The sequence below is a fragment of the Clostridiales bacterium genome (assembly GCA_017569285.1).
GTDB lineage: Bacteria > Bacillota > Clostridia > Christensenellales > Aristaeellaceae > Aristaeella.
Genome location: CP069419.1, coordinates 2,070,273 through 2,095,568 on the forward strand (window position 1 = coordinate 2,070,273; position 25,296 = coordinate 2,095,568).

The window sequence follows — 25,296 nt, forward strand, 5'->3', positions numbered from 1 at the left end:
TTTGTTTCCGGGGAAATTGTCCTGATATCGACATTTCCCCGGACGGACTTGACACAGGGGAAAACCGGGTGATATCATCCAGGTGTTATATAAGTCTAACTACGCTGCCCAGTGAGCGGAGGAATCTCACGGGCAGCATAATTTGGGCAAAATGGTTAGATGCATATAACAAGAAAGGGAGGATGGAAAAGATGAAAAAGTTCCTGAGCCTGGTTCTTGCCCTGTGTATGTGTGCCATGATGACCGTTGCCGGACTGGCGGAAAGCCGGATGCCGGAGGAGCTGAACGGCACCTATATCGACCTGTTCCCGGAATTTGCCAAAGAAGAATACAAGGACTTCTGGATGGAGAACATCGGCGCGTACATCACGGACGCTGAAGCCGCGGAGGGCACCTACACGGCCATGACCCAGGGATTCATGGGCACCCTGAAGGGCCAGGCCGCGATCGACGCTTATGCTGCCGATCCCACCGCGACGGTCTTCAACTGTTCCCTGGAGAACGGCCTGAAGAAGGTGACCGTGAACAACGGTGAGATCTCCGGTACGGACGCGGAAGGCAAGGAAGTATTCCGCCACACCTACCGCTTCCTCGAGGATGCGGCCATCACCTACATGGGCATGGACGCGGGCGCGCAGATGCATGTTTACGTGACGGATGACGCTGACGCGGGTGACTACACCTACTTCGCCTTCGCGGACGATACCATCGCTGATACATACCATGTGGAATTCCGCTACGGAGCGGACAAGGAAGGCATCGGCGACTTCACCGACGGAGCGTATGCCTACTGGATGGCCGGCGCCATCAACGAGGATTACACGAAGGAACAGATGGAAGCGTGCATCGCCCTGTTCGTGGGTGAAAACCTCGGCGAGGAAGATGAAGCACCCGCGGAAAGCGCGCAGGTGATTGAAATCTCCACGGCCGAAGAACTGGCCGCAATCAACGACAACCTGTCCGGCAGCTATGTCCTGACCGCCGATATCGACCTGGAAGGGAAGGAATGGAAGCCCATCGGCACCTTCGTTCCCACGGGCGAGACCGAGGAAGAACAGGTGGTTCCGCCATCTGAGTACGCGTTTACCGGCTCTTTCAACGGACAGGGCCATAAGATCTCCAACCTGGCCATCAACCAGCCGGAAGGCTTCGCGGTCGGCCTGTTCAGCGTGACCTCCGGCGCGGACGTCGGAAACTTCACGCTGGAAAATGCCGACGTAACCGGCACCACCATGGCGGCGGACGCAGTCGGTTATGCCTACATGTCCAATGTGCATGACATCACGATTGTCAGCGGCAAGGTGACCGCGAACATGACGGAGCTGAGCGCGGAAGGCATGTACGGCAGTGTTGCCGGCGCATGCATGGGCTCCCTGATCTCCGGATGCACCGTGCAGGCGGACATCTCTGTCGGGGACAACACCGGCAATATCGGCATCATCGGCGGCGGCCTGCAGCTGACCAGCGTGGTGGACTGCAGGGCGGAAGGCACCGTGACCGCGGGCAATAACTGCTACGGCCTGGGCGGCATCAGCGGATGCGGCTTCGGCGCGGAACAGTTCACGAACGACGTGGCGGAAAACGTCGTGATCACCGCCGGGGACAACTGCTTCTGGATCGGCGGCATCACCGGCTATGCCGGCGGCTATGAGGATCCGGAACTCGGAACGCCCGTGACCTCCGTGACCGGCTGCAAGGCCAATAACGTGGTGATCATCACCGGCATCAATTCGGACGGAGCCAATGCCCTGGTCGGCGCGGGCTTCTTCCGCGAAGGCATGGAAGAGGAAATCGGACCGGCAGGTGCGGCTCCGACGATCTTCACCGTGAATGAATGCAGCGCGGAAAGCGTCACGATCAACGGCGCCGCTGCACAGTAAACCAATACCCCCTCCTTGATTGAATGCGGACAAAGGCCCGCTGCCGGAAGGCAGCGGGCTGTCTTTATATCTGCACCGCAAAAGAGGACTATTGCCTTCCGGCGGCGAAATAAATAAGCAGAGAGATAAAGAGCGATGCATATATACGCATAAATGAACATATGCCGAACAAAAAAGCAGGGGAGGCGAAATCGTGAGCGAGCGCAAGTACAAGCGGGCTGAAGAGTGGACCGACGATATCCCGGATCCCGAAGAGGAAGCTCCCGAGGATAACGAGCAGGTATACCGCGACGGCAGCAGCAAAAACGAGTGCTGGAACGAAGAACAAAGATAATACCGGACCGGGGCCGTAATCCGGCTCAAAACCCCGGATCCCGCCGGCTGCAGGCATTGCAACCGGCGGTTTTTTTCTTTATAATGGGTACCGATTTGTGTACCTGAGGGGGCATGAAAATGAGCGCGCTGACAATGGAGCGGGCCTGGGAACTGAACCGGGACCAGGTAACGGAAGAGCACCTGATTATCCATTCGCTGAACGTATGCTACGCCATGGGCGCCATGGCGGAGCATTTCCATGAGGATCCGGAGCACTGGCGTGCGGTGGGATACCTGCATGATTATGACTATGAGAAGTATCCGGAGGAACACCTGCAGCACACGGAGACCCCGCTGCGGGAGGCCGGTGTGGACGAGGCGGATATCCGCGCGATCATGAGCCACGGCTGGTCCATCTGCACGGACGTGGAGCCGCTGACCAATATGGAAAAGAGCCTGTTCACGGTGGATGAGCTGACGGGCATCATCCAGGCCTGCGCCCGGATGCGGCCCAACGGCATCCAGGACCTGGAGGTCAGCAGCTTCATGAAGAAGTTCAAGGATAAGAAGTTCGCCGCCAAGTGCAACCGGGAGCTGATCCTGAAGGGCTGCGAGCTGCTGGGAATGGACGTCCGCGAGGTGGCGGAAATCTGCATCGCGGGCATGAAGCCGCACGCGGCGGAAATCGGACTGGCGGGAGGAAACGCATCATGCTGAACATCTTCAAAACGCTCTTTTCCGTGCTGGGCGGCACGGCAGGCCTGATCCTGCGGTTTATGCTGATCATCGCGCTGTGCGTCATCGGGGTTTTCTGCCTGGGCTCCATGCTGTTTGAGGCATTTATCTGGGGCGGCGTGATCCGCCTGGTGATCGGTGCTGCGTGCGGATACCTGGTTTACCTGATGGTCCGCGCGAAAAAAGATGAGTGACGGGGCGATGACATGGAATATGAACTGAAATCCGCCCGCTACCTGGCGCGGGAAACGCTGGCGCGGGCGGTGACTCCCGGGAGCACCGTGGTGGACGCCACCATGGGCAACGGGCACGATACCCTGTTCCTGAGCGAGATGGTCGGAAAGGGCGGAAAGGTATATGCCTTCGATATCCAGCCGGAAGCCCTGGCTTCCACCGAACGCCTGCTGAAGGAATACGGAATCGAAGACCGGGCGGAGCTGATCCTTGCCGGTCATGAACGGATGGCGGAATTTGTGAAGGAGCCGGCGCGGGCCATTGTGTTCAACCTTGGCTGGCTGCCGGGCGGGGACCATTCGGTGACCACCCGCTGGGAAACCACCCGCACGGCGGTGGAGAGCGCGCTGAACCTCCTGCAGCCGATGGGCGTGCTCATCATCTGCGTTTATCCGGGCCACCCGGAAGGCAGCGTGGAGCGGGAACAGCTCACGAAGATGCTGGCCGGCCTTTCCAACAGGGAATACAACGTCCTGCACGAGCGCTTCCTGAACGCCACCGAAGGCGCCCCGGAATGCTTTACGATCCAGAAACAGCGCACTGCGCGCTGAGATATGAAAAACCCCTCTCCGGAATGGAGAGGGGTTTTTGCATCCGGTATGATTATTTCTGTGCGGCCAGGGTCAGGATCATTTCCGGGAGCACGGTCAGCCGGCCGTAGTCGTACTGCCGCTGCTCCTCTTCCGTGCGGCCGACCAGAGCCGTTCCTGTGGCTGAGTTGTCGGAAACCACCAGCAGGGAGATGCCCGGTTTTTCAAGCAGGTCCACCATGAGGGTGAAGGAACTGGTTTCCATTTCAATCAGGTCCGCACCGAAGGAACGGATCTCGTCCAGGTGGGTGTACTCCGTTGCAATGGAGGGTGTGCAGAATACGCCGGCTTTGCGGATCGTGAGGCCCTTTTCCGCGGCGGTCCGGATCACTTCATCCGTGAACCGCATGTCGGGAACCACTTTCTCAAAGAGCATGCTTTCCCGGATGGAATCCTTCATGAGCCAGGTATCCGCGGCGCTGCCGGAAATGGAGTATGCTGGCGTGCAGACGTCGCCCACATGGAAATCCTCCTTCAGCGCGCCGACGGCACCGATGAAGATGACCTTCCGGAAGGACAGCTCCGCGCACACCGCCAGGTGGTCGATCAGGTTGCCGGCGGAGGAACCGATTTTGACCCACGCGATCCTCAGCCCGTCCTTTTCCACCAGGTATCCGGCAATATACGCGCCTTCCCGCATGATGGTGACCCGGCAGGTCTGGTTCATCTTCAGTTTGTACGGGGTAAAGCTGGGCGCGATCACCATCGCGTCATATTCGGCCTCATCGCTCAGGCCAAAGGCCTGCATCGCCATATGTTCGGAATTGTAGCGGTGGATGGCATCCATAATCCGCCTGAGTTTCTCTTTCATGGTTCCTCCGGAGTGCCTGGATTATTCCACACCGCGCCAGCTGTCGAACGGATACAGGACATGCCGCACATGGCCGACGATCATGTTCCGGGAAATGGATCCCAGGGCGCGGCTGTCGTTGGAGTTATTGCGGTGGTCGCCCATCACGAAGAACTCACCTTCCGGCACGGTGTACGGGCCGAAGGAATATCCGTTGCTGCCGCCGCGGACGCGGTAATCGTCATCGATGTAGGCTTCCTCGTACTTCTCGCCATTGACGTACAGGTAACCCTCCCGTATTTCCACCACGTCGCCGGGCAGGCCGACCACCCGCTTGACGAAATTGGTGTCGCCCCGGCCGGGATACCGGCAGATGACGATATCAAACCGCTCCGGGTCCCCGCCGAAGGTAAAGCGTGCGGCGCTTTCCTTCGCGGCGCTGTCCTGCCAGGGGAGGCAGAGCCAGGTGGAGGAGTAGTCATACTTGGTCACCAGCATGATTTCACCGTCCGCCAGGGTGTTGTCCATGGAATGGCCGTCCACGCGGACGAGCTCAAATACGAATGAACGGATGACCAGCGCGATCAGGAGCGCGGCCAGGATCGTGGCAACCCATTCAATGATGTTGCGCAGCAGGCTTTTCTGTTTCTTTTCCTTCTTGTTCTTCATGATGGTTCATCTCCGTCAGATCAGTATTGTAATGGCCTGGGCGGCGCTTACCGCCGGGTAGAGGACGCTGAAGATGCCCAGGGCAGCCGCGAGGATCCATTTGCCAGCGGACGCACGCTCCGGCAGGACAGCCGCGGCCCGGTCGAGCAGGGCAATTTCGCCTGCGCGCTGAAGCACATTCTGCAGGTACTTTTCCTTCATATCAGCGGTCATCTCCTTTTCTCAGCCGTTTCCGGATCCGGTGGAGCCGGACCCGGACCTGTCCTTCCGTCATGCCGGTTTCCGCGGCCAGTTCCCGGGTGGATTTTCCCTCCAGGGAAAAGCCGAGCAGCAGCCGGCGGTCCTTTTCGTCCAGTTCGGCCAGGCGCCCGATCCGGTTTTCCCGCTCCCATCGGGTGATGTATTCCGCTTCCGCGGAATCCGCCGGGAGGTCGGGCAGTGTTTCCTTTGCCAGCAGTGCCGGCCTTCGCCGGGCGCGGCGGAGCTCGGAAACGCAGATGCGCCGGACGATCACATACAGGTAGGTGCTGAACGCGTACCGGGTTTCATACTCCGCCCGGGCGGCATAGATCCGGGCGAAGGCTTCCATCACCGCGTCCTCGGCCAGGTGGGGATCGTGCAGGATACTGACGGCGTAGGATTCGGCGCGTTCCCGCCACCGCAGGATCAGCTCCTCCAGGGCATCGGTGTCATCCGCCTTCATCCGCTCCATCAGTTCCCGGTCCGAATCCATCCGCCTCACCTGCCTTCTTCATGGGATTATACGCCCGGAAAAGGGAAATGTTACAGGTATCATAGATATTTTTCAGGAAAAAGTCAAAGCATGAAAACATCCGGCTGTTTGGCCGGATGGATATCAGATGGTTCTTTGGATTACAGGTATTCCGGCAGGCGGGCGACCGACGTCTCCAGCGCCTGCACGGTTTTCGTCTCCAGCACGCAGCGGCAGTTCTTTTCCTTTGCCAGGCGCAGGCGGGCGGAAAGGTCGATTTCCCCGTCGCCCAGGGCCAGGTGGTTCTTCGGCGGCTGCTCCTTCCCGTCGTGAATGTGGAAGTGGACCAGCCTACCGGCATGCTCCAGGATGAAGGGCACGTCCTTTTCGCCGGTGGCTTTGGAATGGCCGATATCCCAGGTGAGGCCGAAGCACGGGCTTTCCAGGTACATGTCGATGGCCTTCATCTCATAGGAGCGGAAACCGTCCGTGTTCTCCAGGGCGATCAGCAGGGGATCATCCCCGATCCATTCATCGCACAGGTCCCGGAAACGGCGGCAGGAGGCGATGTAGGTATCGAAATCCCGCTCGTACATCTGCACCTTCCGGTCCGGCAGGGTGATGAAGATGCCGTGGTGCAGGTGCATGTTGATAATCAGCGGCTGCGCGGGATCGCCGTATCTGTCCCGCAGGGGCAGGAGGCGTTTCGCCGCGGCAATTGTCCGGCGCACGGTTTCCAGGTACGCGTCTGTGACCAGGTGGTTGAAATCGGCGATGTTCAGGTTTTCATCGAGATGGACGGTATAGTAAATCCCGGCCTTATCGGCAGCCGCCAGCAGGTGGTCCGTCTGCTCCAGGGCTTCCGTTCCGTATTCCGGGAAGTTCATGTTCAGCTCAATAAAGCGCAGCCCGAGCCGGCTGCACAGGCGAATATTTTCCTGCAGTGTTCTGTTTTCGATCAGGGTGGGCATTCCGAACTGAATGGCCGGTTCCATCTTTCTCCTCCTGTATATGCGGCAGTCGCAGATATTATACAGGAAAAGGGAAAGGAATGGAACCGGCGGACGGGTTTTATTCGTCTGTAGACGGCGGGGCGGACGGGCGCGCCTGCCGACGGTACTGGCCGGGGGTGACGCCGGTCTGCTGCTTGAAAAAGCGGATGAAGGACGAGACGTTGGGCATGCCCACGCGTTCGCCGACGATCTGGACCGGTTCGTCCGTCCGGGCCAGCAGGGAAGCGGCTTCCTTCCTGCGCAGCGCCTGGACGTATTCCAGCACGCCCTGTCCGGTACAGTTCTTGAAATAATGGGAGAGGTTGGACGGCGTGAGGCTGAAGAAGTCCGCCATGGCCTGCAGGGAGAAGTTCTCGTCGAAGCAGTTCTCCGCGATATAGTCCTGCATTTCCTGCGCGCGGTTGTCGCGCGCTTCCGGCTGCGCCTGCATGGAGGCGCAGGTTTCTTCCACAAAGGTTTCCAGCATGCCGAGCAGCTCGGGCACGGTGTCGAAGCTGATCAGCTGCTCCAGCATCTCCGGCTGTACGGCGGGGGCGCTCCGGCTGTCGCGGCCGGTGTTCAGGGTGCGCACGGTCATGTTCACCACGTCGAAGCACACCATGCGCGCGAAGTTGAAGGATACCTGGCCTTCCTGCAGGCTGCCCAGGATCCGGTGCAGGATCTTTCCGGCGTTTTCCGCGTCCGCCTGCAGCAGGTACCACTGCAGCTGCTCCATCTGCGCGGAGGGATAATCCTGCAGGGAAGCGGATGCGTCCAGGTCCGGGGAATAGGTGACGAGGCATCCGCTGCCCCGTACCAGGCGGAACTGCAGTGCCTGGACCGCCTGGCTGTAGGCTTCGCCGATGGCGGAGGCCGGGCAGGGCAGGCTGAGGCCGGCGGATACCGGCGCGCCGCAGGCGCCCTCCAGGCGGGACTTCAGGCTGAGCAGGGCCTCCTGGGCGCCGTCATCCACGCCGGCAGCCGGGAAGAGCACCGCGAAGGTTCCTTCCCCGGGCAGGGAGGAGCAGAGCACGGCGTCCTGCCGCTCAAAGGAGAGGGAGGCCATCCAGTTGTCCGCGGTCTGCCGCAGGTCGGACAGCCGGCCTTTTTCACATTCCAGCACCCCGACCCGGTACTGTCCGTCGGGGGAGAGAGTCAGTCCGTGCTTTGCCAGCTCTTCTGTCAGGGCTGGGCTGTATTCCCCGGCCAGCAGCCGGTGCAGGCCGCTCTGCAGCAGCACGGTACGGCTTTCCTCCAGGGCCAGGCGGCTGGCGCGGCTTTCCTGGGACAGGGCGTCCAGCACGGCCTCCACCTGGCTCATTTCATCCGCCGCGCCGGTTTCCGGCACATGGCTGTTCAGCGCTTTTTCCGTCAGCTTCTTCAGCGGCTTGTAATGCCGGTAGGAGAAATAGTAGACCGCCGCGCCGCCCAGCAGGGTCAGCGCCACCAGCAGCAACACCAGATTCCGCTGCACGCGGTGCATGGGCGCTTCCACGATGCGGGCGGGAATCAGCGCGGTATAGTCCCAGCCGACGGTTTCTGAATGGACGGTGGAAAGAAAATGCGGCTCAGAATCGATGAGGAGTTTTCCGTCATCGGTTTTTCCGGCCTGCAGGGTTTTATCCCGGGAAACGGCGCCGATGCCCAGCAGGAGGTTTCCGCTCTCATCGGTAATCTGCACGGAGCCGCCGCAATCCTCCGTGATGCGGCTCATCAGCGAACGGATCCGGGAGGCGGGAATCAGGAACACGGTGCACTGCCGCGGTGTGTGGACGCCGGTGGTATAGGAAACGAAGAAGGTCAGGTATTCCGTTTCCTGTCCGCCGTACTGGCGCACGGTATCCACAGGCCATACGCTGACCTTTTCCGGGCTGTTCACGGTGGCATAGAAATCCGCTGCGGTATGCGCGGAGTAGACCAGCTGTTCGCCGAACAGCTTTTCCGGTGTGATCCGGGAGGAAGAGGTAAAGCAGTAATCCGTGCCGGAACGGTAGGTGAACAGGAAATCCGACAGGGAAGATACGGAATTGAGAACAGACAGGGTCGTTGTAGCCTTCCGGGCCGCGACGACGTCGCCCTCATTGGTGCGGAGGTTCAGCACCGCGTTGTTCTGCACCATGTAGGCGATATTGACCAGCTGATCCAGGCGGGTGTCCAGGTCTTCCTGCGCCTGCGTCAGCAGTCGGGTGTTGCTGTCCGATATTTCCTGGCTGTAGCGGTCAATCAGGTAGGAATAGGACATACCGAAAAGAAGCGCGACCGGCAGGATGAGCACGAGCGCATAGGAAAGGATATACCGGTAGAAGGTTTTGCTTCTTTTTTTCATATAATCACGCCTTTTTCAGGATGCCGGGGCTATTATACCATTCCCCCGGCGGGCAGCACAATGCCGAACCGGGCGTTTTTGGCCTTCCGGCGGGCAGTTTCAAAAAATGTATATTCCATGTCAAAAAACGTCAATTTCAAGAAATGCACACCCGTTCAAAAACTGAAGATTGACGATCTGGCACGAAAACAATAAGATTTAGACAACAAATGGACGAAAATCAGATAAAGACACCCAAATTTGCAAGAAAGCGAGCCAGGACGATGCTGCAGACGACTGCAAAATACCCGGGCGGGGAAAGGGATCTTCGCTGCAATTACAGGAAAACGCTGACCAGGCGGATCTGCCGCAACTGGCAGCTTTACCTGTTCCTGCTGCCGGCAGTGGCCTATTTCCTGCTGTTCCGGTATTACCCGATGCTCGGTCTCCAGATCGCTTTCCGGAAATACAAGGCTACGCTGGGAATCTGGGGAAGCCCCTGGGTCGGCCTGGACAACTTCACCCAGTTCTTCAGCACCCCGGCTTTCAAGCGTGCACTGCCCAACACACTGGCCATCAGCGTCGGAACCCTGATCATTTCATTCCCGATCCCGGTGATCCTGGCGCTGCTGCTGAACCAGCTGACCTCCAAGAGATATAAGAAGATTGTACAGACCACCCTGTACGCGCCGCACTTCATCTCCACCGTGGTCATGGTGGGTATTGTGACCCTGTTCTTTGCCCTGAAGTCCGGTATTGTGAATCATCTGATTGAACTGCTGGGCGGGGAACGGATCCACTTCATGGCGGAGCCGTCCTGGTTCCGGCCTTTGTATATCGGATCGGAAATCTGGCAGTCCGCCGGATGGGGGAGCATATTGTACCTGGCCGCGCTTTCCGGCATCAACCCGGAGCTGCATGAGGCGGCCATCATGGACGGGGCGAACAAGTTCCAGCGGGTTTGGCACATCGATATCCCCGGCATCCTGCCGACCATCGTGATTATGTTTATCCTCAATTCCGGCAAGATCATGGCGGTGGGCCAGGAGAAAGCCCTGCTGATGCAGACGTCGCTGAACCAGTCCACTTCCGAGATTATCTCCACATATGTTTACAAGCGGGGCCTCCAGAACCACCAGTACAGCTTCGCCACGGCGGTGGGCATGTTCGAGTCGGTGGTCAACATGGTCCTTCTGTGCACGGTCAACTTCGTTTCCAGGCGGCTGACCGAGTCTTCGCTGTTCTGACCTGAATAAACGGGAAAGGAGGAAGCATCCATGACAGCAGTGGCAAAAACCGGCGGACGGATCCGCAGGACCCGGGCGGACAAGGTGTTCGATATCCTGAACTATGTGATCCTGACCTTCTGTTTCCTGATCGTGGCGTATCCGCTGTACTTTATCGTCATCGCTTCCATCTCCGACCCGGTGGACGTATACGCCGGCAAGGTATTCCTCTATCCCGTCAACGCTTCGCTGGACGGATACCGGCGCATTGTTGAGTACAAGTCTTTCTTCACCGGATACCGCAATACGGCAGTCTATACCATCGTCGGAACCCTGGTAAACGTGGTGATGACCATTCCCGCGGCGTACGCGCTGTCCCGCAAGGACCTGGTGGGCCGGAACGCGGTGATGATGATGATCACCTTCACGATGCTGTTCTCCGGCGGTATGATTCCGAGCTACCTGCTGGTGAACGACCTGGGAATTGACAATACCATGTGGGCGCTGATCCTCCCGGGTGCGGTCAGCTCCTGGAACCTGATCGTCGCGCGGACGTTCTTCCAGCAGACGATTCCGGATGAACTGCTGGAGGCGGCCCAGCTGGACGGCGCGACAAACAACCAGTTCTTCCTGCGGGTGGTACTCCCGCTGTCCAAGCCGATTATCGCTGTGATGGTGCTCTTCTACGCGGTGGGACACTGGAACAGCTACTTCTCCGCGATGATTTACCTGAGCGATCCGAACAAGTATCCGCTGCAGCTGGTGCTGCGCAGCATCCTGTTTGAAAACTCCTTCGGCGACATGGTGGAGGACGCGGCAAACCTGGCAGCCCAGCAGCGCCTGGGCGATATGATCAAATACGGCATCATCATCGCCTCCTCGCTCCCATTGCTCATCTTGTATCCATTCCTGCAGAGATACTTTATCCAAGGCGTCATGATAGGAGCGGTAAAAGGCTGACGCCTTTTACCGCCCCGGAATTGAGGGAGGTATTAAGGGCTGGCTGCCCTGAAATATTATTTCATTATTCTTAAGGAGGAAGGAAACATGAAACGGATCCTGGCTGTCATGATGGCCCTGGCAATGCTGCTGACATGTGCGGCGGCCCTGGCCGAGAACACCTATCCCCTGACGGATTCAGGGGAGACCTTCAAGCTGATCATCCGGATGCGCCCGCTTCACAGCGACGCCAACGAGATGGAACTGTTCCAGCGGATGGAGGAATACACCGGCGTGCATATCGACTGGGAACAGATCCCGCAGGCGGAGTACGATGAAGTGAAAGACCTGCGGCTCGGCTCCAACAAGAACCTGCCGGAAGGCTTCTTCGGAAAGTTCTCCCTGAGCACCTCCGACCTGGTGGTCTACGGTTCCCAGGGCGTCCTGATCCCGCTGAATGACCTGATTGACCAGTATGCCCCCAACCTGAAGGCGCTGTTCGAGCGCCGGCCGGACATCAAGGCTATGGTCACCGCTCCTGACGGCAACATCTACTCCACCCCCTATGTGCAGGAAGGTGAAGACGGCACCATCGCTTCCAACATCATGATCAACGTAACCTGGCTGGAGCGGCTCGGACTGCAGAAGCCCACCACCCTGGTGGAGCTGGAGGAAGTGCTGACCAAGTTCAAAGAGGAAGACGCGAACGGCAACGGCGACCCGAACGATGAAATCCCGATGACCTTCAAGTTCCTCGGATCCCAGCGCGATATCGGCGGCTTCTTCGGCGCGTTCGGCTACGCGGATACGCTGGCCCAGGGCAACAACCATATCGTCGTGGGCGAGGGCGGACAGCTGGTGTTTGTGCCGGCCACCGAAGGCTACAAGGAAGGCTGCAAATACCTGTATGATCACTTCTTCGCGAAGGGCCTGATCGATCAGGAAGGCTTCACGATGGACAAGAAGACCTACAATGCCCAGAACCAGGGCGAGATCGCGAACATCGGCGTGTTCATGTGCTGGAACAGCTTCGACCTGGGCACCGTGCATGAGCTGGAATACGAACCCATCTCCCCGCTGCTCGGACCGAACGGCACCACCTCCTGGGGCACCTCTCCCGACTCCACCATGGCGGCGACCGGCTTCTCCATCACCAACGTCTGCCACAACCCCGAATTGCTGATGAAGTGGGTGGATACCTTCTATGATCCCATCTGGTCCATGCAGTGCGACCTGGGCCCGATCGGCATCAACATCGAGGACAAGGGCGACGGCACCTATGACTACCTGCCCACGCCGGACGGCATGAGCTACGACGAGTTCCGCTACAGCGAAGCGTTCGCTTCCGACGGCCCGATTGCGCTGACCAGCGACTTCTTCGGCAGCAAGATCCCGCGTTCCGCCGGCCACCAGGCGAAGTTCGACCGGAACGAGAATTACTACCGCAAGTACGCGACGTCCGTGTATATGCCCAGCATGATGTTGACCGAGGAGGACAATGACGCGCTGAGCATGATCAAGACGGACCTGATCAACTACACCGAGGAAATGCGTGCGAAGTGGCTGTCCAAGGGCGGCGTCGATGAGGAATGGGACGCTTACCTGCAGCAGCTGAACGAGCTGGGTCTCGAACAGTTCATGGAGATCTATCAGCGGAACTACACCGCGACCCACAGCAACTGATCCGAAACCGCAAAAGAGGGGCTGCCCGATCGGGCAGCCCCGTTTCATATGCTTTTTTATTCCCATTTTCCCGTTTGAATATACCGGTCCGCCCGGTCATGGGCGGCGGTGACGATATCGCTGTCAAAGCCCATCAGCTTCAGCAGGTGGATGGCATTGCGGGTTTCGGCCGGGCCGGGCTTCAGCGTGTAGTCAAACAGGATTCCGGTGTCGGTGACGGTTTCCTCAAAATGCGCCAGCTGGTATTTGCCGCCGGACAGCGCGTTCAGCTCGGAATCGTGGGTGGCGATGAGGCAGAGCGTGCCGGGACGGGAAAGCGCCTTCAGGACTTCGGCGGAGGCGGAAATCCGCTCAATGGTGTTGGTGCCCCGCAGGACTTCGTCCACCGCGCAGAGCAGGAAGCCTTCCCCGTCCTGCGCGTCCAGGATGCGCTTGAGGGATTTGATTTCCGTGATGAAATAGCTTTCACCGGCCAGCAGGTCATCCGCCAGCGCCATGGAGGTGTACATCCGGAAGGGGCTGGCTTTATAGCTCCGGCATGCGCCGGTGCACAGGCACTGGGCCGTGAGGGCGGTGATGACCGCCGTGCGCAGGTAGGTGGATTTGCCGGAAGCGTTGGAGCCGGTGATCAGCATGGATTTTTCCGGCATGAGGTCGTTGGGTACCGGCTTTTTCAGCAGGGGATGGACGATGCCTTCTGCCCGGATATACGGATGGTCCGCCTCGAAATCGATCTCCGGGTCGCACCGGGTTTCCAGCCCGGCCCGCCAGGAAGCCACGGCAATTGCCGCGTCCAGCCGCCCGATGGCTTCATGCACGGCCAGGAAGTGGTCATGGTACTTCGCCAGGCGCTTTTTGAGAATCTCGAAGGCGATCATGTCGGTCATGCAGGTGACCATCATGAGGGACTGGAACACATCACCGTTCATGGTGGACATCACCGGGCCGGAACGCAGGATGCGCTTCATCGGCGCCAGGTGGCTGTATGCCTCCTCCAGGTACGGATCGATTCCGGGCAGCTTCAGGCTGCGGATCCGGTTCAGGGTCAGGATCAGGGCGACACAGTAATTGACCCGGTTGATCTCATATTCGCATTTCAGCCGCCGCGACTGGTGGACAAAAATGTTCGTGAAGAGCGCGGCCAGCATGGGAACCGGTCCCAGCACGCCGGCCAGGAATAAGGCTGCCACCAGCAGCGCACCCATCGAGATGTAGATGATCAGCCACAGCGGGGAAGAATCCTTCGGATGGAAGGCCGTGGTCAGGTCGATGGTCCGGGGGCAGCCGATTCTGCGGAACAGCAGCTGCAGGCTCTTCCGTGTATCCGGGTCCTTCTCCATCAGGCTGATCAGCCCGTGCTGGTATTCCCAGGTTTTCCGGTCCATCGGGCGGCGGAGCATGTAATACAGGTACTGCTCCCCGGCGGTGCACTGGCAGGCGTTGATCCGACGGTATACCTTGTCCATATCCAGGTCGTTCCAGGTGGTGTCGTCCACGTAGAACGGGTCCAGGCGGTTGTCCCGGCAGGCGTCATAATACGTCCGGATCCGGTCCATGTCCCCCGCAAAATAGTCTTTCTCCGGCTCCTGCCCGAATTCGCTGTCCAGCAGCGCGAGCAGTTTTTTCCTTTTCCATGGCAGCATCATATGTTTTCCCTCCAGATATATCCGTAAGGAACTCTCCATGTTCCTGAGCATATCATATCTGTATATGAGCGATAGAAAAACAGCGTATTCGGAAAAATAGATCAGGCTGGCTGCAAATAATGGAAAATAAATGAATATTTGGAACGAATTTTCCGTGAAAAACGGTATATCCCGGCAGGAAGAAAGGCGCCGGCTGTGGAATTTTTTTCCAATGGCATTCTGCGACAATATCATAACAAGGGGGAAACAACTATGTGGAGCAACATCGGGCACAAGATCAAGACCCTGGCGAAGGTAATCTGCTGGATCGGAATCGTTCTTTCCGTCCTGGTCGGAATCATGGCAATCGCCACCAACGGTACGTTACAGTCGTACGGATATACATACAATACGGGCAGCAACATCCTGACCGGAATCCTGGTCATCGTCCTGGGCGTGCTGGGATCCTGGCTGGGCAGCCTTACGATGTACGGTTTCGGCGAACTGGTGGAACGCGCCATGAATATTGATGACAAGCTTTCCGCCAAAAAGCCGGAATAAGGCACGGCAGGGGAGAAGAAAGATGTTCAGCAATATCGGACGGAAAATCAAAATCCTCGGCATGGTGATCTTCTGGCTGGGGATGGCACTGGTTGCGATCATTGCCGTGTACGGCATGTATAACGGCGGAGCCGGTGTGGGCCTGCTGGCGGTTATGCCGGCCATCCTCCCGATGATTCTGTGTGTCCTGGTCATCAGCTATATGGTGGCCGGCCTCGGCGAGCTGATTGAGCATGTGCAGAGCATTCATGGGAAGATGAAGGATGGGGCACAGGAATAGGGATTTCGCGTCTGCGGACGCGATCCGCAAACTCTATAGTCGCAACTCCACACTGTGGAGCTTGCTCCTTAGAGTTTGACCTCAGTTCTGATGAGAATTCAGCCACTGGCTGTCATCAGAACTTCGCCCAGGGCTTCGTGGCGAAAGCGCCCTGAACCTTCGGTCCTTACATAAGAAAAAAGAAAACCCCGAGCTGAATCGGGGTTTTCTTTTTTGGGGGTTGGGCGCCGGATCAGAACGCCCAGGTACCGTTGCGGAAAACCGGAACGGTTTTGCCGTCGCGGGTGATCGCGTCGATGCTCATATCCTCGCAGCCGATCATGAAGTCCACGTGGATCATGGAATCGTTGATGCCCATCTCGCGGCACTCCTCGAGCGATTTATGCTCGTAATCGCGGATGGTATCGGCGAAACCGGCGCCCAGCGCCAGGTGGCAGGCCGCGTTCTCATCAAACAGTGTGTTGTAGAACAGCAGCCCGGACTCACGGATCGGGGAGTTGAACGGCACGAGTGCACACTCGCCCAGGTAGCCGGCGCCATCATCGGAATTGATGATGTTGGTCAGCAGCTGGTCATTCTTTTCCGCTTCCCATTCCACGGCACGGCCGTTGTGGAAGCGGATCCAGAAGTTTTCAATCAGCTGGCCGTCGCGGCTCAGGGGCATGGTGGCAACCACCTTGCCTTCGGCTTTCCCGCGCATCGGAGAGATGAAGCACTCCTCAGTCGGGATGTTGGGATTGAAGAAGATGCCCTGCAGGCTCAGGTCGCCGCCACCCTTGAAAACGGCTTCCGGAATCATACCCACGGTGAGGTCGGTTCCGTTGGACGAGGTGTAGTGCAGCTTTTCAATTCCCAGGGAGTTCAGGTACTTGCACCGGGACATCAGATCGGCGTTGTGCCGGTCCCAGGCATCCACGGGATCTCCGTACTCGGTCACACGGCTGGTGGCGAGGATGGCATCCCACAGTTTCTCCATAGCCTGGCGCTTGGTGGTGTCCGGGAAAAGCTTCTTGGCCCACGCGGGACCCGGTACCGCGGCGATACACCACTGGTACTTGTTTTCCATCTCATCGCGATAGCCCTTGATGAGCGGATAGCGCATCTGCTGGGCGCGCAGCATTTTGTGCTGGTTGATGCCCTTCAGGCCGTCGGGATCATCCGACTCCAGGTAGATGCGGCAGGGAAGCTTTTCGACGTAGTGCTCGAAGCGGGCTTTCTGGTAATCCGTCAGCCCTCCGAGCGTTTCCAGGGAGCAGTACTTCACGTGAAGCTTCGTCAGCGGCTGGTAGTCGAAATCGACCACCACACGGGTCGCGCCCAGCTTGTAGCATTCCTCGGCCACCATTTTCACGAAATCCGGCTGATCCAGGCCGGCTGTGATGAAGACCTCCTGCCCCTTCTGGACGTTCACACCGCACTGGGCGATCAAACGCGCGTACTTTCTCAGGGTCGTTTTTTTCACTTCTTGTCCTCCATAAACAAAAATGCCCGGAGCCGTCAAGGGGCGGTTCCGGTGAAACCGTTTCCGGAAACGTTACCATTATAATCAAAAAATCCGCATTTGCAAGTACTAATTTTTGTATACAGTGTGAAATAAACGTGAAAGTTTTAAAATATACCAAAGCATGCAAACGAATGCAAAACCAGATGAAGCAAATGCAAAAATGTCTGCCGGATTACGGCCTGCAGGTGATTCGAGCGGCCATGAGATCGTTTTCGCCTGAAAAAAACAGGAAGGATTTCAGGAAACAACGGGCGAAATAACAATACAGGCTGATATGCCGGACAGGAGATGGAGAAAAATGGAGAAAAGAATGGTCAGACTGGTATGTGCGCTGGCGGCGCTGCTGCTTTGCTCAGTTTTTGCGCTTGGATGCGCGGCGGCGGACGGTGACCAGGGAGGAAACGAAGTGGAGCGCCTGCTGGCGGTGGAGGACTTCAAGTTCCAGCAGGTGGAAAAGGGAATCGGCTACGGCGTGCTGGCGGTGTATTCCGCCCCGTCCACGGACGCGCTGCGCGGCGCGAACGGGAAGGCTGCCGTCGACACGAACAAGAAGATGGCGGAAGCCGGATACGACGAGAGCGGATGGCTGCTGGTGCGGTATGAGAAGGACAACGGCGGCTACCGGGTCGGCTACGTCGAAAAGCGGAAGGTGAAGGACTACAAAGCCCGGATGGCCACGCCGGCGTTCGACCGGATTCCGGTGACCGCGGCGGAGGCGATTGATGTACTGGACGATCCGCACGAGCGGGGCAACGTCCTCGGAACCCTGCCGGCCGGGGAAGAATTCACCGTGCTGGGGAAGTACACCTATTCCGGCAGCTGGTGGTATGTGGAATGCACGCTGGAAGGGAAGACAGCCCGCGGCTTTATCGCGCGGGAAGGCTCCGCGTTCTACGCCGGGGACACCCTGGTAAAGAGCGTCCTGGACCTGGGCGATCCGGCGGTTTCCCCGCGGGGCGGCGAGAAGATCGGTACGGCGGTCATCGGGGAAGGCGAACGCAAGAACGTCCGCAAAACGCCGGACGCGAGCGGAACGATCATTTCCAAGGTGTATCCCGGAATGGAATACCCCGTATATGAAAGGAAGGTTTCCGAACGCGGCCTCGAATATTTCTACGTATTTGTGGAGGATGACAGCGAATGGGGCTGGATCTCCTCGGGTGTCGCGACGCTGGTGGAATGACCGGGAATCAGGCAACAAAAAGAAGGGGCTGCGATTGCAGCCCCTTTTGATATACCGTGGAATTATTCGCCGGCTACCGTGATACGGCCCTGGCCGTAGGGCTGGTCGTATCCGTCGCTGACCACGCCGCCGAGGGTTTCGGTGATGTAGTCGATCAGGACCTGGTTGTCCAGCTTGACGCTCTCCTGCAGGACGTTGGCACCTTCGAACATGGTGTAGCCGTCGCCCTGGTTCAGCAACTGGTAGTCATGGGAAGCGACCTTGTAGATCCTTTCGGGATCGATCGGTTCGCCGCCGACCATGACGTTGCTCACGCGGCGGGCCATGGTCTCATCCACATGGTCAAACATCTTGTCCGCGGTTTCCACAACGGGCGTCGGGATGGTCGGATCCACGGTGAAGGTGATGCCGGCAACCTGGTCAAAGCCGCCGAACTCGCCGGGCAGGGAGTGCACGGACCACTCGAGGGCGTCCAGCACCTGCTGGCCGGTGATCTCGATGACGGTCAGGCTGTTGCCGAAGGGATGGACACGCAGGATGTCGTTCAGGGTCAGGTCGCCCGCGTTCAGCTGGACGCGGATGCCGCCGCCATTGACGAAGGCGATGTCCGCTTCGCCGGACTGGTTCAGATAGGCATCGGCGCACAGGTCACCGAGGTTGGTTTCTGCACGGCGGATGATCCGGATGGATTTGCCGTCTTCGGTCTTCGCAACGGGGTCATTGATGTACAGGTCCACCGCGGTGGAGGCAACCACCTGGTTCAGCTTCTCATCCAGGGCGCCCTTGGCAGCCTTGATGGCCTCCAGGCCGGCGTTTTCCAGGCCCAGCAGGTTCACAGCGGAGACATCCTGTGCCCAGGTGTAGAGTCCGGTCGCCATGGAACCGTCGGTGCCGATAGTGGCATAGCCGACATTCGCCAGCTTTGTGCCGCAGCCGGAACGGAGAACGGGGTTGCCGTCCTTGTTCTGGGTGACCACCTGCTCGGTGTCATGGCTGTGGCCGTCGAGCCACAGGTCGATGCCGGTGGTGTTGGCGATCACTTCGTCATACCGCCAGGGGGAGCACTCGGCTTCGTTGCCCATGTGCGCCATGACGACGACGTAGACAGCGCCTTCGGCGCGGACTTCGTCCACAGCCTTCTGCACAGCCGCGTAGACGGCTTCGCCGTTTTCATCCTGCATGAAGTTGTAGATGAAGTTGCCTTCCTCATCCTGGAAATACCGCGGGGTGGAGGAACGGAGCGTCATAGGCGTGGTGACGCCGACGAAGCCGATCTTCACACCGTCGAATTCCTTGATGATCCAGGGCTGGAAGATCAGCTCCCCGTTCTTGTTGAAGTTGCAGCTGAGGTAGGGGAAACTGGCCTTTTTGGTCAGCTCAAGGAAGTTGTCCATGCCGTAGTCGAATTCATGGTTGCCGGGGATCGCGATGTCGTATCCGACGGCGTTCATGATGTCGACGATGGCTTCGCCCTTGGTCATGGTGCCGACGGGCTCACCCTGGATGGCGTCACCGTCGTCCACGAGCAGGACGTAGTTGTCCTTCGCGAGGGATTCCTTCATGGCATACAGGCCGGCGTACGTCCAGCCCTGGTCGATTCCGCAGTGGACGTCGCTGGTGAACAGGATCACGAGATTCTTCTGCAGCGCGGGAGCGGCAGGCTCTTCCGCGAAGGCGGCGCAGGACAGCAGCAATGCAAGCGCCAGCAGGATACCAAGCAGTTTTTTCACAATCAAAGACCTCCTTGACTTATATAAGTTGATATGGGGTTTTCCTGTCCTTTCATTATATCAGAGAGGCGGAGGTTTTGAAAGGCGGAATCGGAAATGTAAAGATTCTGAAATATGTCACCGGTAACAGGGACGTCCGGCACGGCTGCATTACCACGCGGCAGCGGGACGGGCGGATTTCCGGGCCGGATCATTGATATCGATGGGCTGAACCGGCAGGATGAAGCGGGAGAGGGCGGCTTCATGCCGAACGCGCACTGTGCTGCGGCTGATATGCAGCGATTCGGAGATTTCTGCCCAGGTCATGCGCTCCAGGTACCGGCAGGAAAGGACCTGGCGGAGTTTCTCCTCCTGCATGGTGGAGATGGCCTGCTCCATCTGGTCCTTCAGGTCCAGCAGGAGGTCCAGGTCCGCGGCGGCCTGCTCCTCCAGGGATTCCGCCTTTTCCAGGGCGCGGATGAAGGGCGCCTCCCCGGAGGAGAAGGAAAGGACGCGGACCGCGTCTGCGGCAGGGGAGGAGACCGAGGCGGCCAACGCGCGCATGGCTTCCGCCCGCCGCATAGCCCCGGCGATGCGCTGTTCCAGCTGGCCTGCCTGGCTGAGGTATTCCCGGGCAGTCATCCACCTTCTCCTTTCAGCCGTTCCAGGATCTCCTTTCCGTCCAGCCCGGTGAGGCAGGAGAACCACACCGAGCGGAAAAACCGTTCCACGTCGCGGGCCATGAGCCGGGCGGATTCCCGGTCCGGCCGGCGGCGGAGGATCCGCCGGGCGCGGCGGTAATCCTCCAGGGCCTGCAGCACAACGGCCCGTACCAGGACCTCAAATCCATCTTCCATGCGGATGCCTCCTGCGGGTTATCATGATATGCCCGGAGGGAGCGGCCTTGCGTATAAGATGATACCAAATGGTATCACAACAGGTAAAATAAAATGCCGGCTTCCGGGCAGCCTCATTATACCGGAATCCGGTTTTCCATGTCAATACCGAATGGTATCAAATTCATTAACAAATGATGACAAAAGGAAATTCCCCGGAGGGGGCGTCAGATATCCATCACCAGGAACTCGGACATCGGCACGGGACGGGAGAAGTAGTAACCCTGCAGGTAATCGCAGCCGATGCCCTTCAGGATTTCCGCCATCTCGCGGGTTTCGATGCCTTCGGCGGTAATGCTCAGGTTCATTTCCTTGAAGCCCTGCACCAGCGCGGGCAGCAGGGGATCCCGGTCCTGGCAGTAGTTGTGCACGACTTCCATGTCGATCTTGATGTTGGTGAAGGGGTACTGGCGGACGCGGGTCAGGTTGGAATAACCGGAGCCGTAGTCGTCCAGGGAGAACTCGAAGCCGTTTTCATGCAGGCCGATGATCTGCTCCCGCAGGAGGGAGAAGTCGATCATGCTCTGCTCGGTGATCTCCAGGTGGATCATGCTTTCATCCACGCCGTACTCCTGCAGGATTTCAGAGAAGGTGGACGGAATATCGCGCGACATGAACTGCACCGGCGACAGGTTGACGTTGATCCACTTGATGCCGATCTTTTCCATATCATTGTCGCGGATGAACTCGCACACATGGGAGAGCACCTGCTCGCCCAGGCGGACGATGTGGCCTTCCTGCTCCGCCATACCGATGAACAGGTCCGGCCGGATCAGGTCGCCGTTGTCATCCCGCAGGCGCACCAGCGCCTCTGCGGCCACGCGCTTGCCGGTGGAGCAGTCCATCAGCGGCTGCAGGAACACCTCCAGCTTGTCCTGGTCCAGCGCCTTCTCCAGGCAGCGGCGGATATCCAGCTTGCGGTTGATTTCGCCGATGGAGTCAGTGAGGGAGCAGCTGGCGTCCGGCTCGGAAACCCGGCTGATTTCATCCTGGGAGATCATCAGGGTGTTGACCAGGCGGTCGGAGGGGCAGTCGAGGATTTCGGTGTCGGCTTCCACAAAGGAGACGCTCAGGCGCAGGTCACCGGCGCCGGTGATCCAGGAACGGCCGAAGCGCTCGCGCACCCGGTCCCGCAGGGCGGTGAGGTCCATGTAATTGGAACCGACCAGCGCGAAGGAGCCGTTGCGCAGGTAGAAGGCGCTCAGGTAGGGGAAGGATTCGGTCATGAACTTGTTGATCTGGGTGAGGGCTTCGTCCATCTGCTTGCCGCCGAAAATCTCGCGGTGCTCGTTGTAGTTCTGGATGGCGAAGCCGAGAATGCGGCAGGGCTTGTGGCGCCGGTGGTACTCATCCAGCAGGGCGCGGAAGGCCGTGAAGTTGTAGGCATATCCCCGGTCGGACAGGTACAGGTCTGGATTGAGGAAGGACATGAAGATCACGATGATCCCCATGATGCAGAACGTATCGATGACGATGTACTGCGGCAGCAGCGCCCGGGCGATGTTGCCGGCCAGCAGGATTCCCTGCAGGGCCAGCAGGGAGATGACGCCGTGCACGCTCAGCTGGCGGATATGGCGCAGCACGCCGATGGTACCGAACAACAGGTAGCACCCCGCGCAGAAATAGGTAATTCCGCTCAGCGGGCCGGGATGGTATCCGTTATCCACGCGGAAAAGCCAGTGGGTAACAGGATTGATGAGCACCAGGGCAACGCAGGGGAAGAAAACAACGGGGTAATATTTCCGCAGCGGATGGCTGACCAGCACATTGGAGTCCAGCACGCTGATCGTGAACACGAAGAACATATAGGAACTGGAAAGGCAGAAGATGTAGAAGAGGGTGTTGAAGATGATCAGGAGGGCCGGGTCGTGGGACTGCCAGGTTTCATTCAGGAGGGAAGCGACGCACTCAAACAGCTGCAGACCGATATTGATGATCAGAATCGCGAGGAAGGCGCGGTTCAGCCGGATCTGCAGCCGGGGCCTGAAAAAATAGTAGCCCATGATGATGAATAAAACCAGAACACCCGGAACGATGAAACTGTAATTCATCTCTTCACATCTTACTTCTCATACAGAGAACCCTTTCGTATAAGATGGCAAAGTTACTGTCATAGAGGTGCAAAAAAAGTTACACGGTTTGACAAATGAAATATAACACAAGTTACATCTTGTGTCAATAAAATGTTGCAGAATTGTTAAAGCAATTTGCGGCGCAGATTTGCAGTATTTGCGCGGAGGAACAGAAAAAAAACACATCGTTGAAAAGCCCCGGGCCTTCTGATATAATGGGTGCAGGTTTTTCGGCGATACATTCATGAAAGGAGCTTACAGAAATGAAGAAACTGATTTCCATGATCCTGGTGCTGTGTATGGCCGCCGCCCTGGTTCCCGCATTCGCGGAGGACGATATCACCGGCGTATGGTATCTGAACCATGCGGTTACGCAGGGGATCAGCATGCGGGTGATCAGCGATGAGATCCAGATGACCATGACCTTCCGGGAGGACGGCACAGCCACGCTGTTTTCCGCCCTGCCCGGCCAGGAACCCCAGAACGCGGAAGCCACCTGGACATATGCGGACGGTGTGGTGACCGTTACGGAGAAGACGGAAGAAGCGCCTGTGACGGAAGTGAAATATGAAAACGGCGAGCTTTCGGTGGAAGCCGGCGGGGCTACGATGTTCCTGACCCGCGAAACGTATACGCCCTATGAGATGCCGGCGGCGGTGAAGGCGGAATCCGTGGAAGCTTTTTACGGCACCTGGTATCCGGAAGTTTCCTTCCAGTACGGCATGATGGCCTTCCTCGGCGACGCGCTGCCGGTGGAACAGCGGTCCAGGCTGGTCGTCTCGGCCGAAGGAATGACGGAGACGGCCAGTGACGGGACGGTCACAGCCTATAAAAACGCCGCCGTGGATCCGGAAACGGGCGTCCTGAGCGCCACGTTTGACGTGCAGGGCTATGAAGCGACGATCCGGCTGACCCTGCTGGAGGACGGCACCATGCTGGTGACCGGCACCGTCTTTGATATGGAACTGATGCGGTCCATCTATTACCGCCTGGCGGATTAAGACGTCCGGAGCCTGGAGCGGCAGGCCCCGACCGGCCTGCCCGGCAGTTTTGCAATGGATTGCACCGGCCTTTCCGACGGAAAGGCCGGTTTTTTGTTTTAATCCGGAAATGGTTATTTCTCAATATGAAGATTTAAAAGTATGATGTAACTAATACAACTCAGCTTTCCGTCATCAAAACATGCAAAATGTGTTCCGAATCCGGCCATTTTATGTATATATAGCTGCAAACCGCACTTTTTTTCCGGGGAAGGGTTGACAGGCGGGAAAAAGTGATGTACAGTAATACCTACAAAACCGATAGGCGATTGTAGAAAACGGTCGCGGAAGAGGAGGAACCGGTTATGAAGATTTATGAACGGACAACGGACCTGATCGGCGGAACGCCGCTGCTGAAACTGACGAACTATATTGCGGAGAACGCCCCCGGCGCGACCATCCTTGCCAAGCTGGAGTATTTCAATCCCGCCGGCAGCGTGAAGGACCGCATCGCGAAGGCCATGATTGAGGACGCGGAGGCGAAGGGCCTGCTGAAGCCCGGCAGCGTCATCATCGAACCGACCAGCGGCAACACCGGCATCGGCCTGGCTGCCGTGGCGGCTTCCCGCGGATACCGCATTATCCTGACCATGCCGGAGACGATGAGCGTGGAACGCCGCAGCCTGCTGAAGGCCTACGGCGCGGAAATCGTGCTCACCGAAGGCGCTAAGGGCATGAAGGGCGCCATCGCCAAAGCGGACGAGCTGGCGGCGGAAATTCCGGGCAGCTTTATCCCCGGCCAGTTTGTGAACCCCGCGAACCCGGCTGTCCACCGCGCGACAACCGGTCCGGAAATCTGGAATGATACGGACGGCACCGTGGACATCTTTGTGGCGGGCGTCGGCACCGGCGGCACCCTCACGGGCGTCGGCGAATTCCTGAAGAGCAAAAACCCCGCCGTGAAGGTTGTGGCGGTGGAACCCGCAGGATCTCCCGTGCTGAGCAAAGGCACGCCCGGCCCGCACAAGATCCAGGGCATCGGCGCCGGCTTTGTGCCCCAGACGCTGAACACGAACATCTACGACGAGATTATCCCCGTGGAAAATGAGGACGCCTTCGCGACCGGCCGCACGCTGGCCCGGAAGGAAGGCCTGCTGGTCGGTATCTCCGCCGGTGCCGCGGTATGGGCGGCGACCGAGCTGGCGAAGCGGCCGGAGAACAAGGGCAAGGTGATTGTGGCGCTGCTGCCGGATACCGGCGACCGTTACCTGTCCACCCCCATGTTTGCGGACTGAATTGCACACCATCCGGGGACCGGGCGCAAAAACAGCGTCCGGTCCTTGTTTTTTCGCGGATTCCGTCTTTTCATATTGATGGGAAACATGATATAATCAATAAATAGGAAATAAACGCGGA

General features: G+C 58.5%; 25 protein-coding genes. 13 read left to right on the plus strand and 12 right to left on the minus strand.

The features are described 5' to 3' along the window. The first annotated feature begins 191 nt into the window (after positions 1-191). From JNO48_09010 to JNO48_09030, 5 genes are all read left to right on the plus strand, one after another. Complete coding sequence (locus tag JNO48_09010) at positions 192-1,880, plus strand: hypothetical protein (GenBank protein QTE67342.1); 1,689 nt, start codon at positions 192-194, stop codon at positions 1,878-1,880. A gap of 193 nt (positions 1,881-2,073) precedes the next feature. After that, positions 2,074-2,214 carry a hypothetical protein gene (locus JNO48_09015; GenBank protein QTE67343.1) on the plus strand — a complete coding sequence of 47 codons (141 nt, stop codon included), beginning with the start codon at positions 2,074-2,076 and terminating at the stop codon, positions 2,212-2,214. Between the two features lie 119 nt (positions 2,215-2,333). Then, the gene (locus JNO48_09020; GenBank protein QTE67344.1) at positions 2,334-2,912 is read left to right on the plus strand and encodes a hypothetical protein; all 579 of its coding nucleotides are present in this window, start codon (positions 2,334-2,336) and stop codon (positions 2,910-2,912) included. Beyond that, the gene (locus tag JNO48_09025) at positions 2,906-3,124 is read left to right on the plus strand and encodes a hypothetical protein (protein QTE67345.1); all 219 of its coding nucleotides are present in this window, start codon (positions 2,906-2,908) and stop codon (positions 3,122-3,124) included. Before JNO48_09020 ends, JNO48_09025 begins: the two co-directional genes overlap by 7 nt. 12 nt (positions 3,125-3,136) lie before the next feature. Beyond that, positions 3,137-3,715: a methyltransferase domain-containing protein gene (locus tag JNO48_09030; protein QTE67346.1), complete on the plus strand. Its 579-nt coding sequence runs from the start codon at positions 3,137-3,139 to the stop codon at positions 3,713-3,715. A 52-nt stretch (positions 3,716-3,767) separates the two neighbouring features. Here JNO48_09030 and JNO48_09035 read toward each other — a convergent pair whose 3' ends face one another. From JNO48_09035 to JNO48_09060, 6 genes are all read right to left on the minus strand, one after another. Continuing rightward, complete coding sequence (locus JNO48_09035; protein QTE67347.1) at positions 3,768-4,565, minus strand: hypothetical protein; 798 nt, start codon at positions 4,563-4,565, stop codon at positions 3,768-3,770. A gap of 21 nt (positions 4,566-4,586) precedes the next feature. Next, positions 4,587-5,213: a signal peptidase I gene (gene lepB / locus JNO48_09040; protein ID QTE67348.1), complete on the minus strand. Its 627-nt coding sequence runs from the start codon at positions 5,211-5,213 to the stop codon at positions 4,587-4,589. A gap of 15 nt (positions 5,214-5,228) precedes the next feature. Then, the gene (locus JNO48_09045; GenBank protein QTE67349.1) at positions 5,229-5,414 is read right to left on the minus strand and encodes a hypothetical protein; all 186 of its coding nucleotides are present in this window, start codon (positions 5,412-5,414) and stop codon (positions 5,229-5,231) included. 1 nt (position 5,415) lies between these two features. Then, positions 5,416-5,946 (minus strand): sigma-70 family RNA polymerase sigma factor, encoded by a 531-nt coding sequence (locus JNO48_09050; protein ID QTE67350.1) that lies wholly within the window; start codon positions 5,944-5,946, stop codon positions 5,416-5,418. Positions 5,947-6,086: 140 nt separating this feature from the next. Then, positions 6,087-6,908, minus strand: coding sequence for a sugar phosphate isomerase/epimerase (locus JNO48_09055; protein QTE69731.1), 822 nt, complete (start codon positions 6,906-6,908; stop codon positions 6,087-6,089). 88 nt (positions 6,909-6,996) lie between these two features. Next, complete coding sequence (locus JNO48_09060; protein ID QTE67351.1) at positions 6,997-9,243, minus strand: helix-turn-helix domain-containing protein; 2,247 nt, start codon at positions 9,241-9,243, stop codon at positions 6,997-6,999. A 263-nt stretch (positions 9,244-9,506) separates the two neighbouring features. Between JNO48_09060 and JNO48_09065 the strand changes: the two genes are divergently transcribed. The 3 genes from JNO48_09065 (at position 9,507) to JNO48_09075 (ending at position 13,070) form a co-directional block, all read left to right on the plus strand. Continuing rightward, the gene (locus JNO48_09065) at positions 9,507-10,469 is read left to right on the plus strand and encodes a sugar ABC transporter permease (GenBank protein QTE67352.1); all 963 of its coding nucleotides are present in this window, start codon (positions 9,507-9,509) and stop codon (positions 10,467-10,469) included. Between the two features lie 30 nt (positions 10,470-10,499). Further along, positions 10,500-11,408: a carbohydrate ABC transporter permease gene (locus JNO48_09070; GenBank protein ID QTE67353.1), complete on the plus strand. Its 909-nt coding sequence runs from the start codon at positions 10,500-10,502 to the stop codon at positions 11,406-11,408. A gap of 87 nt (positions 11,409-11,495) precedes the next feature. Beyond that, a complete protein-coding gene (locus JNO48_09075; GenBank protein ID QTE67354.1) occupies positions 11,496-13,070 on the plus strand; it encodes an extracellular solute-binding protein in 1,575 nt (524 codons plus the stop codon). 56 nt (positions 13,071-13,126) lie between these two features. Here JNO48_09075 and JNO48_09080 read toward each other — a convergent pair whose 3' ends face one another. After that, positions 13,127-14,716: a hypothetical protein gene (locus tag JNO48_09080; GenBank protein QTE67355.1), complete on the minus strand. Its 1,590-nt coding sequence runs from the start codon at positions 14,714-14,716 to the stop codon at positions 13,127-13,129. A gap of 252 nt (positions 14,717-14,968) precedes the next feature. Between JNO48_09080 and JNO48_09085 the strand changes: the two genes are divergently transcribed. Then, positions 14,969-15,256, plus strand: a complete 288-nt coding sequence (locus JNO48_09085) for a hypothetical protein (protein ID QTE67356.1) — start codon at positions 14,969-14,971, stop codon at positions 15,254-15,256. Between the two features lie 22 nt (positions 15,257-15,278). Beyond that, positions 15,279-15,536: a hypothetical protein gene (locus JNO48_09090; GenBank protein ID QTE67357.1), complete on the plus strand. Its 258-nt coding sequence runs from the start codon at positions 15,279-15,281 to the stop codon at positions 15,534-15,536. A 232-nt stretch (positions 15,537-15,768) separates the two neighbouring features. Here the strand turns inward: JNO48_09090 and JNO48_09095 are convergent, their stop codons facing one another. After that, on the minus strand, positions 15,769-16,998 hold the full coding sequence (locus JNO48_09095; GenBank protein QTE67358.1) for an aminopeptidase: 1,230 nt from the start codon (positions 16,996-16,998) through the stop codon (positions 15,769-15,771). Between the two features lie 340 nt (positions 16,999-17,338). Between JNO48_09095 and JNO48_09100 the strand changes: the two genes are divergently transcribed. Then, entirely contained in the window at positions 17,339-18,223 is an 885-nt protein-coding gene (locus JNO48_09100; protein QTE67359.1) for an SH3 domain-containing protein, read from the plus strand. Positions 18,224-18,285: 62 nt separating this feature from the next. On the opposite strand, the gene JNO48_09105 is transcribed toward JNO48_09100, so the two are convergent. From JNO48_09105 to JNO48_09120, 4 genes are all read right to left on the minus strand, one after another. Beyond that, entirely contained in the window at positions 18,286-19,953 is a 1,668-nt protein-coding gene (locus tag JNO48_09105; GenBank protein QTE67360.1) for a bifunctional metallophosphatase/5'-nucleotidase, read from the minus strand. 150 nt (positions 19,954-20,103) lie between these two features. After that, positions 20,104-20,574 carry a DUF1492 domain-containing protein gene (locus JNO48_09110; protein ID QTE67361.1) on the minus strand — a complete coding sequence of 157 codons (471 nt, stop codon included), beginning with the start codon at positions 20,572-20,574 and terminating at the stop codon, positions 20,104-20,106. Beyond that, positions 20,571-20,789: a hypothetical protein gene (locus JNO48_09115; protein QTE67362.1), complete on the minus strand. Its 219-nt coding sequence runs from the start codon at positions 20,787-20,789 to the stop codon at positions 20,571-20,573. Before JNO48_09115 ends, JNO48_09110 begins: the two co-directional genes overlap by 4 nt. Before the next feature lie 206 nt (positions 20,790-20,995). Further along, positions 20,996-22,879 carry an EAL domain-containing protein gene (locus JNO48_09120; GenBank protein ID QTE67363.1) on the minus strand — a complete coding sequence of 628 codons (1,884 nt, stop codon included), beginning with the start codon at positions 22,877-22,879 and terminating at the stop codon, positions 20,996-20,998. Between the two features lie 284 nt (positions 22,880-23,163). Between JNO48_09120 and JNO48_09125 the strand changes: the two genes are divergently transcribed. Both JNO48_09125 and cysK read left to right on the plus strand, forming a co-directional pair. Next, positions 23,164-23,901: a hypothetical protein gene (locus tag JNO48_09125; GenBank protein ID QTE67364.1), complete on the plus strand. Its 738-nt coding sequence runs from the start codon at positions 23,164-23,166 to the stop codon at positions 23,899-23,901. A 344-nt stretch (positions 23,902-24,245) separates the two neighbouring features. Next, positions 24,246-25,175, plus strand: a complete 930-nt coding sequence (gene cysK, locus JNO48_09130) for a cysteine synthase A (protein ID QTE67365.1) — start codon at positions 24,246-24,248, stop codon at positions 25,173-25,175. The last annotated feature ends 121 nt before the right edge of the window (positions 25,176-25,296 follow it).

Bases quoted from the DNA above. Each gene is read 5' to 3' on its own strand.
- JNO48_09115 (QTE67362.1), bottom strand. From the start codon at position 20,789: ATGGAAGATGGATTTGAGGTCCTGGTACGGGCCGTTGTGCTGCAGGCC.
- JNO48_09065 (QTE67352.1), top strand. From the start codon at position 9,507: ATGCTGCAGACGACTGCAAAATACCCGGGCGGGGAAAGGGATCTTCGC.
- JNO48_09050 (QTE67350.1), bottom strand. From the start codon at position 5,946: ATGGATTCGGACCGGGAACTGATGGAGCGGATGAAGGCGGATGACACC.
- JNO48_09085 (QTE67356.1), top strand. From the start codon at position 14,969: ATGTGGAGCAACATCGGGCACAAGATCAAGACCCTGGCGAAGGTAATC.
- JNO48_09030 (QTE67346.1), top strand. From the start codon at position 3,137: ATGGAATATGAACTGAAATCCGCCCGCTACCTGGCGCGGGAAACGCTG.
- lepB (QTE67348.1), bottom strand. From the start codon at position 5,213: ATGAAGAACAAGAAGGAAAAGAAACAGAAAAGCCTGCTGCGCAACATC.
- JNO48_09010 (QTE67342.1), top strand. From the start codon at position 192: ATGAAAAAGTTCCTGAGCCTGGTTCTTGCCCTGTGTATGTGTGCCATG.
- JNO48_09035 (QTE67347.1), bottom strand. From the start codon at position 4,565: ATGAAAGAGAAACTCAGGCGGATTATGGATGCCATCCACCGCTACAAT.
- JNO48_09045 (QTE67349.1), bottom strand. From the start codon at position 5,414: ATGAAGGAAAAGTACCTGCAGAATGTGCTTCAGCGCGCAGGCGAAATT.
- JNO48_09025 (QTE67345.1), top strand. From the start codon at position 2,906: ATGCTGAACATCTTCAAAACGCTCTTTTCCGTGCTGGGCGGCACGGCA.
- JNO48_09120 (QTE67363.1), bottom strand. From the start codon at position 22,879: ATGAATTACAGTTTCATCGTTCCGGGTGTTCTGGTTTTATTCATCATC.
- cysK (QTE67365.1), top strand. From the start codon at position 24,246: ATGAAGATTTATGAACGGACAACGGACCTGATCGGCGGAACGCCGCTG.
- JNO48_09070 (QTE67353.1), top strand. From the start codon at position 10,500: ATGACAGCAGTGGCAAAAACCGGCGGACGGATCCGCAGGACCCGGGCG.
- JNO48_09075 (QTE67354.1), top strand. From the start codon at position 11,496: ATGAAACGGATCCTGGCTGTCATGATGGCCCTGGCAATGCTGCTGACA.
- JNO48_09060 (QTE67351.1), bottom strand. From the start codon at position 9,243: ATGAAAAAAAGAAGCAAAACCTTCTACCGGTATATCCTTTCCTATGCG.
- JNO48_09110 (QTE67361.1), bottom strand. From the start codon at position 20,574: ATGACTGCCCGGGAATACCTCAGCCAGGCAGGCCAGCTGGAACAGCGC.
- JNO48_09125 (QTE67364.1), top strand. From the start codon at position 23,164: ATGAAGAAACTGATTTCCATGATCCTGGTGCTGTGTATGGCCGCCGCC.
- JNO48_09090 (QTE67357.1), top strand. From the start codon at position 15,279: ATGTTCAGCAATATCGGACGGAAAATCAAAATCCTCGGCATGGTGATC.
- JNO48_09100 (QTE67359.1), top strand. From the start codon at position 17,339: ATGGAGAAAAGAATGGTCAGACTGGTATGTGCGCTGGCGGCGCTGCTG.
- JNO48_09080 (QTE67355.1), bottom strand. From the start codon at position 14,716: ATGATGCTGCCATGGAAAAGGAAAAAACTGCTCGCGCTGCTGGACAGC.
- JNO48_09020 (QTE67344.1), top strand. From the start codon at position 2,334: ATGAGCGCGCTGACAATGGAGCGGGCCTGGGAACTGAACCGGGACCAG.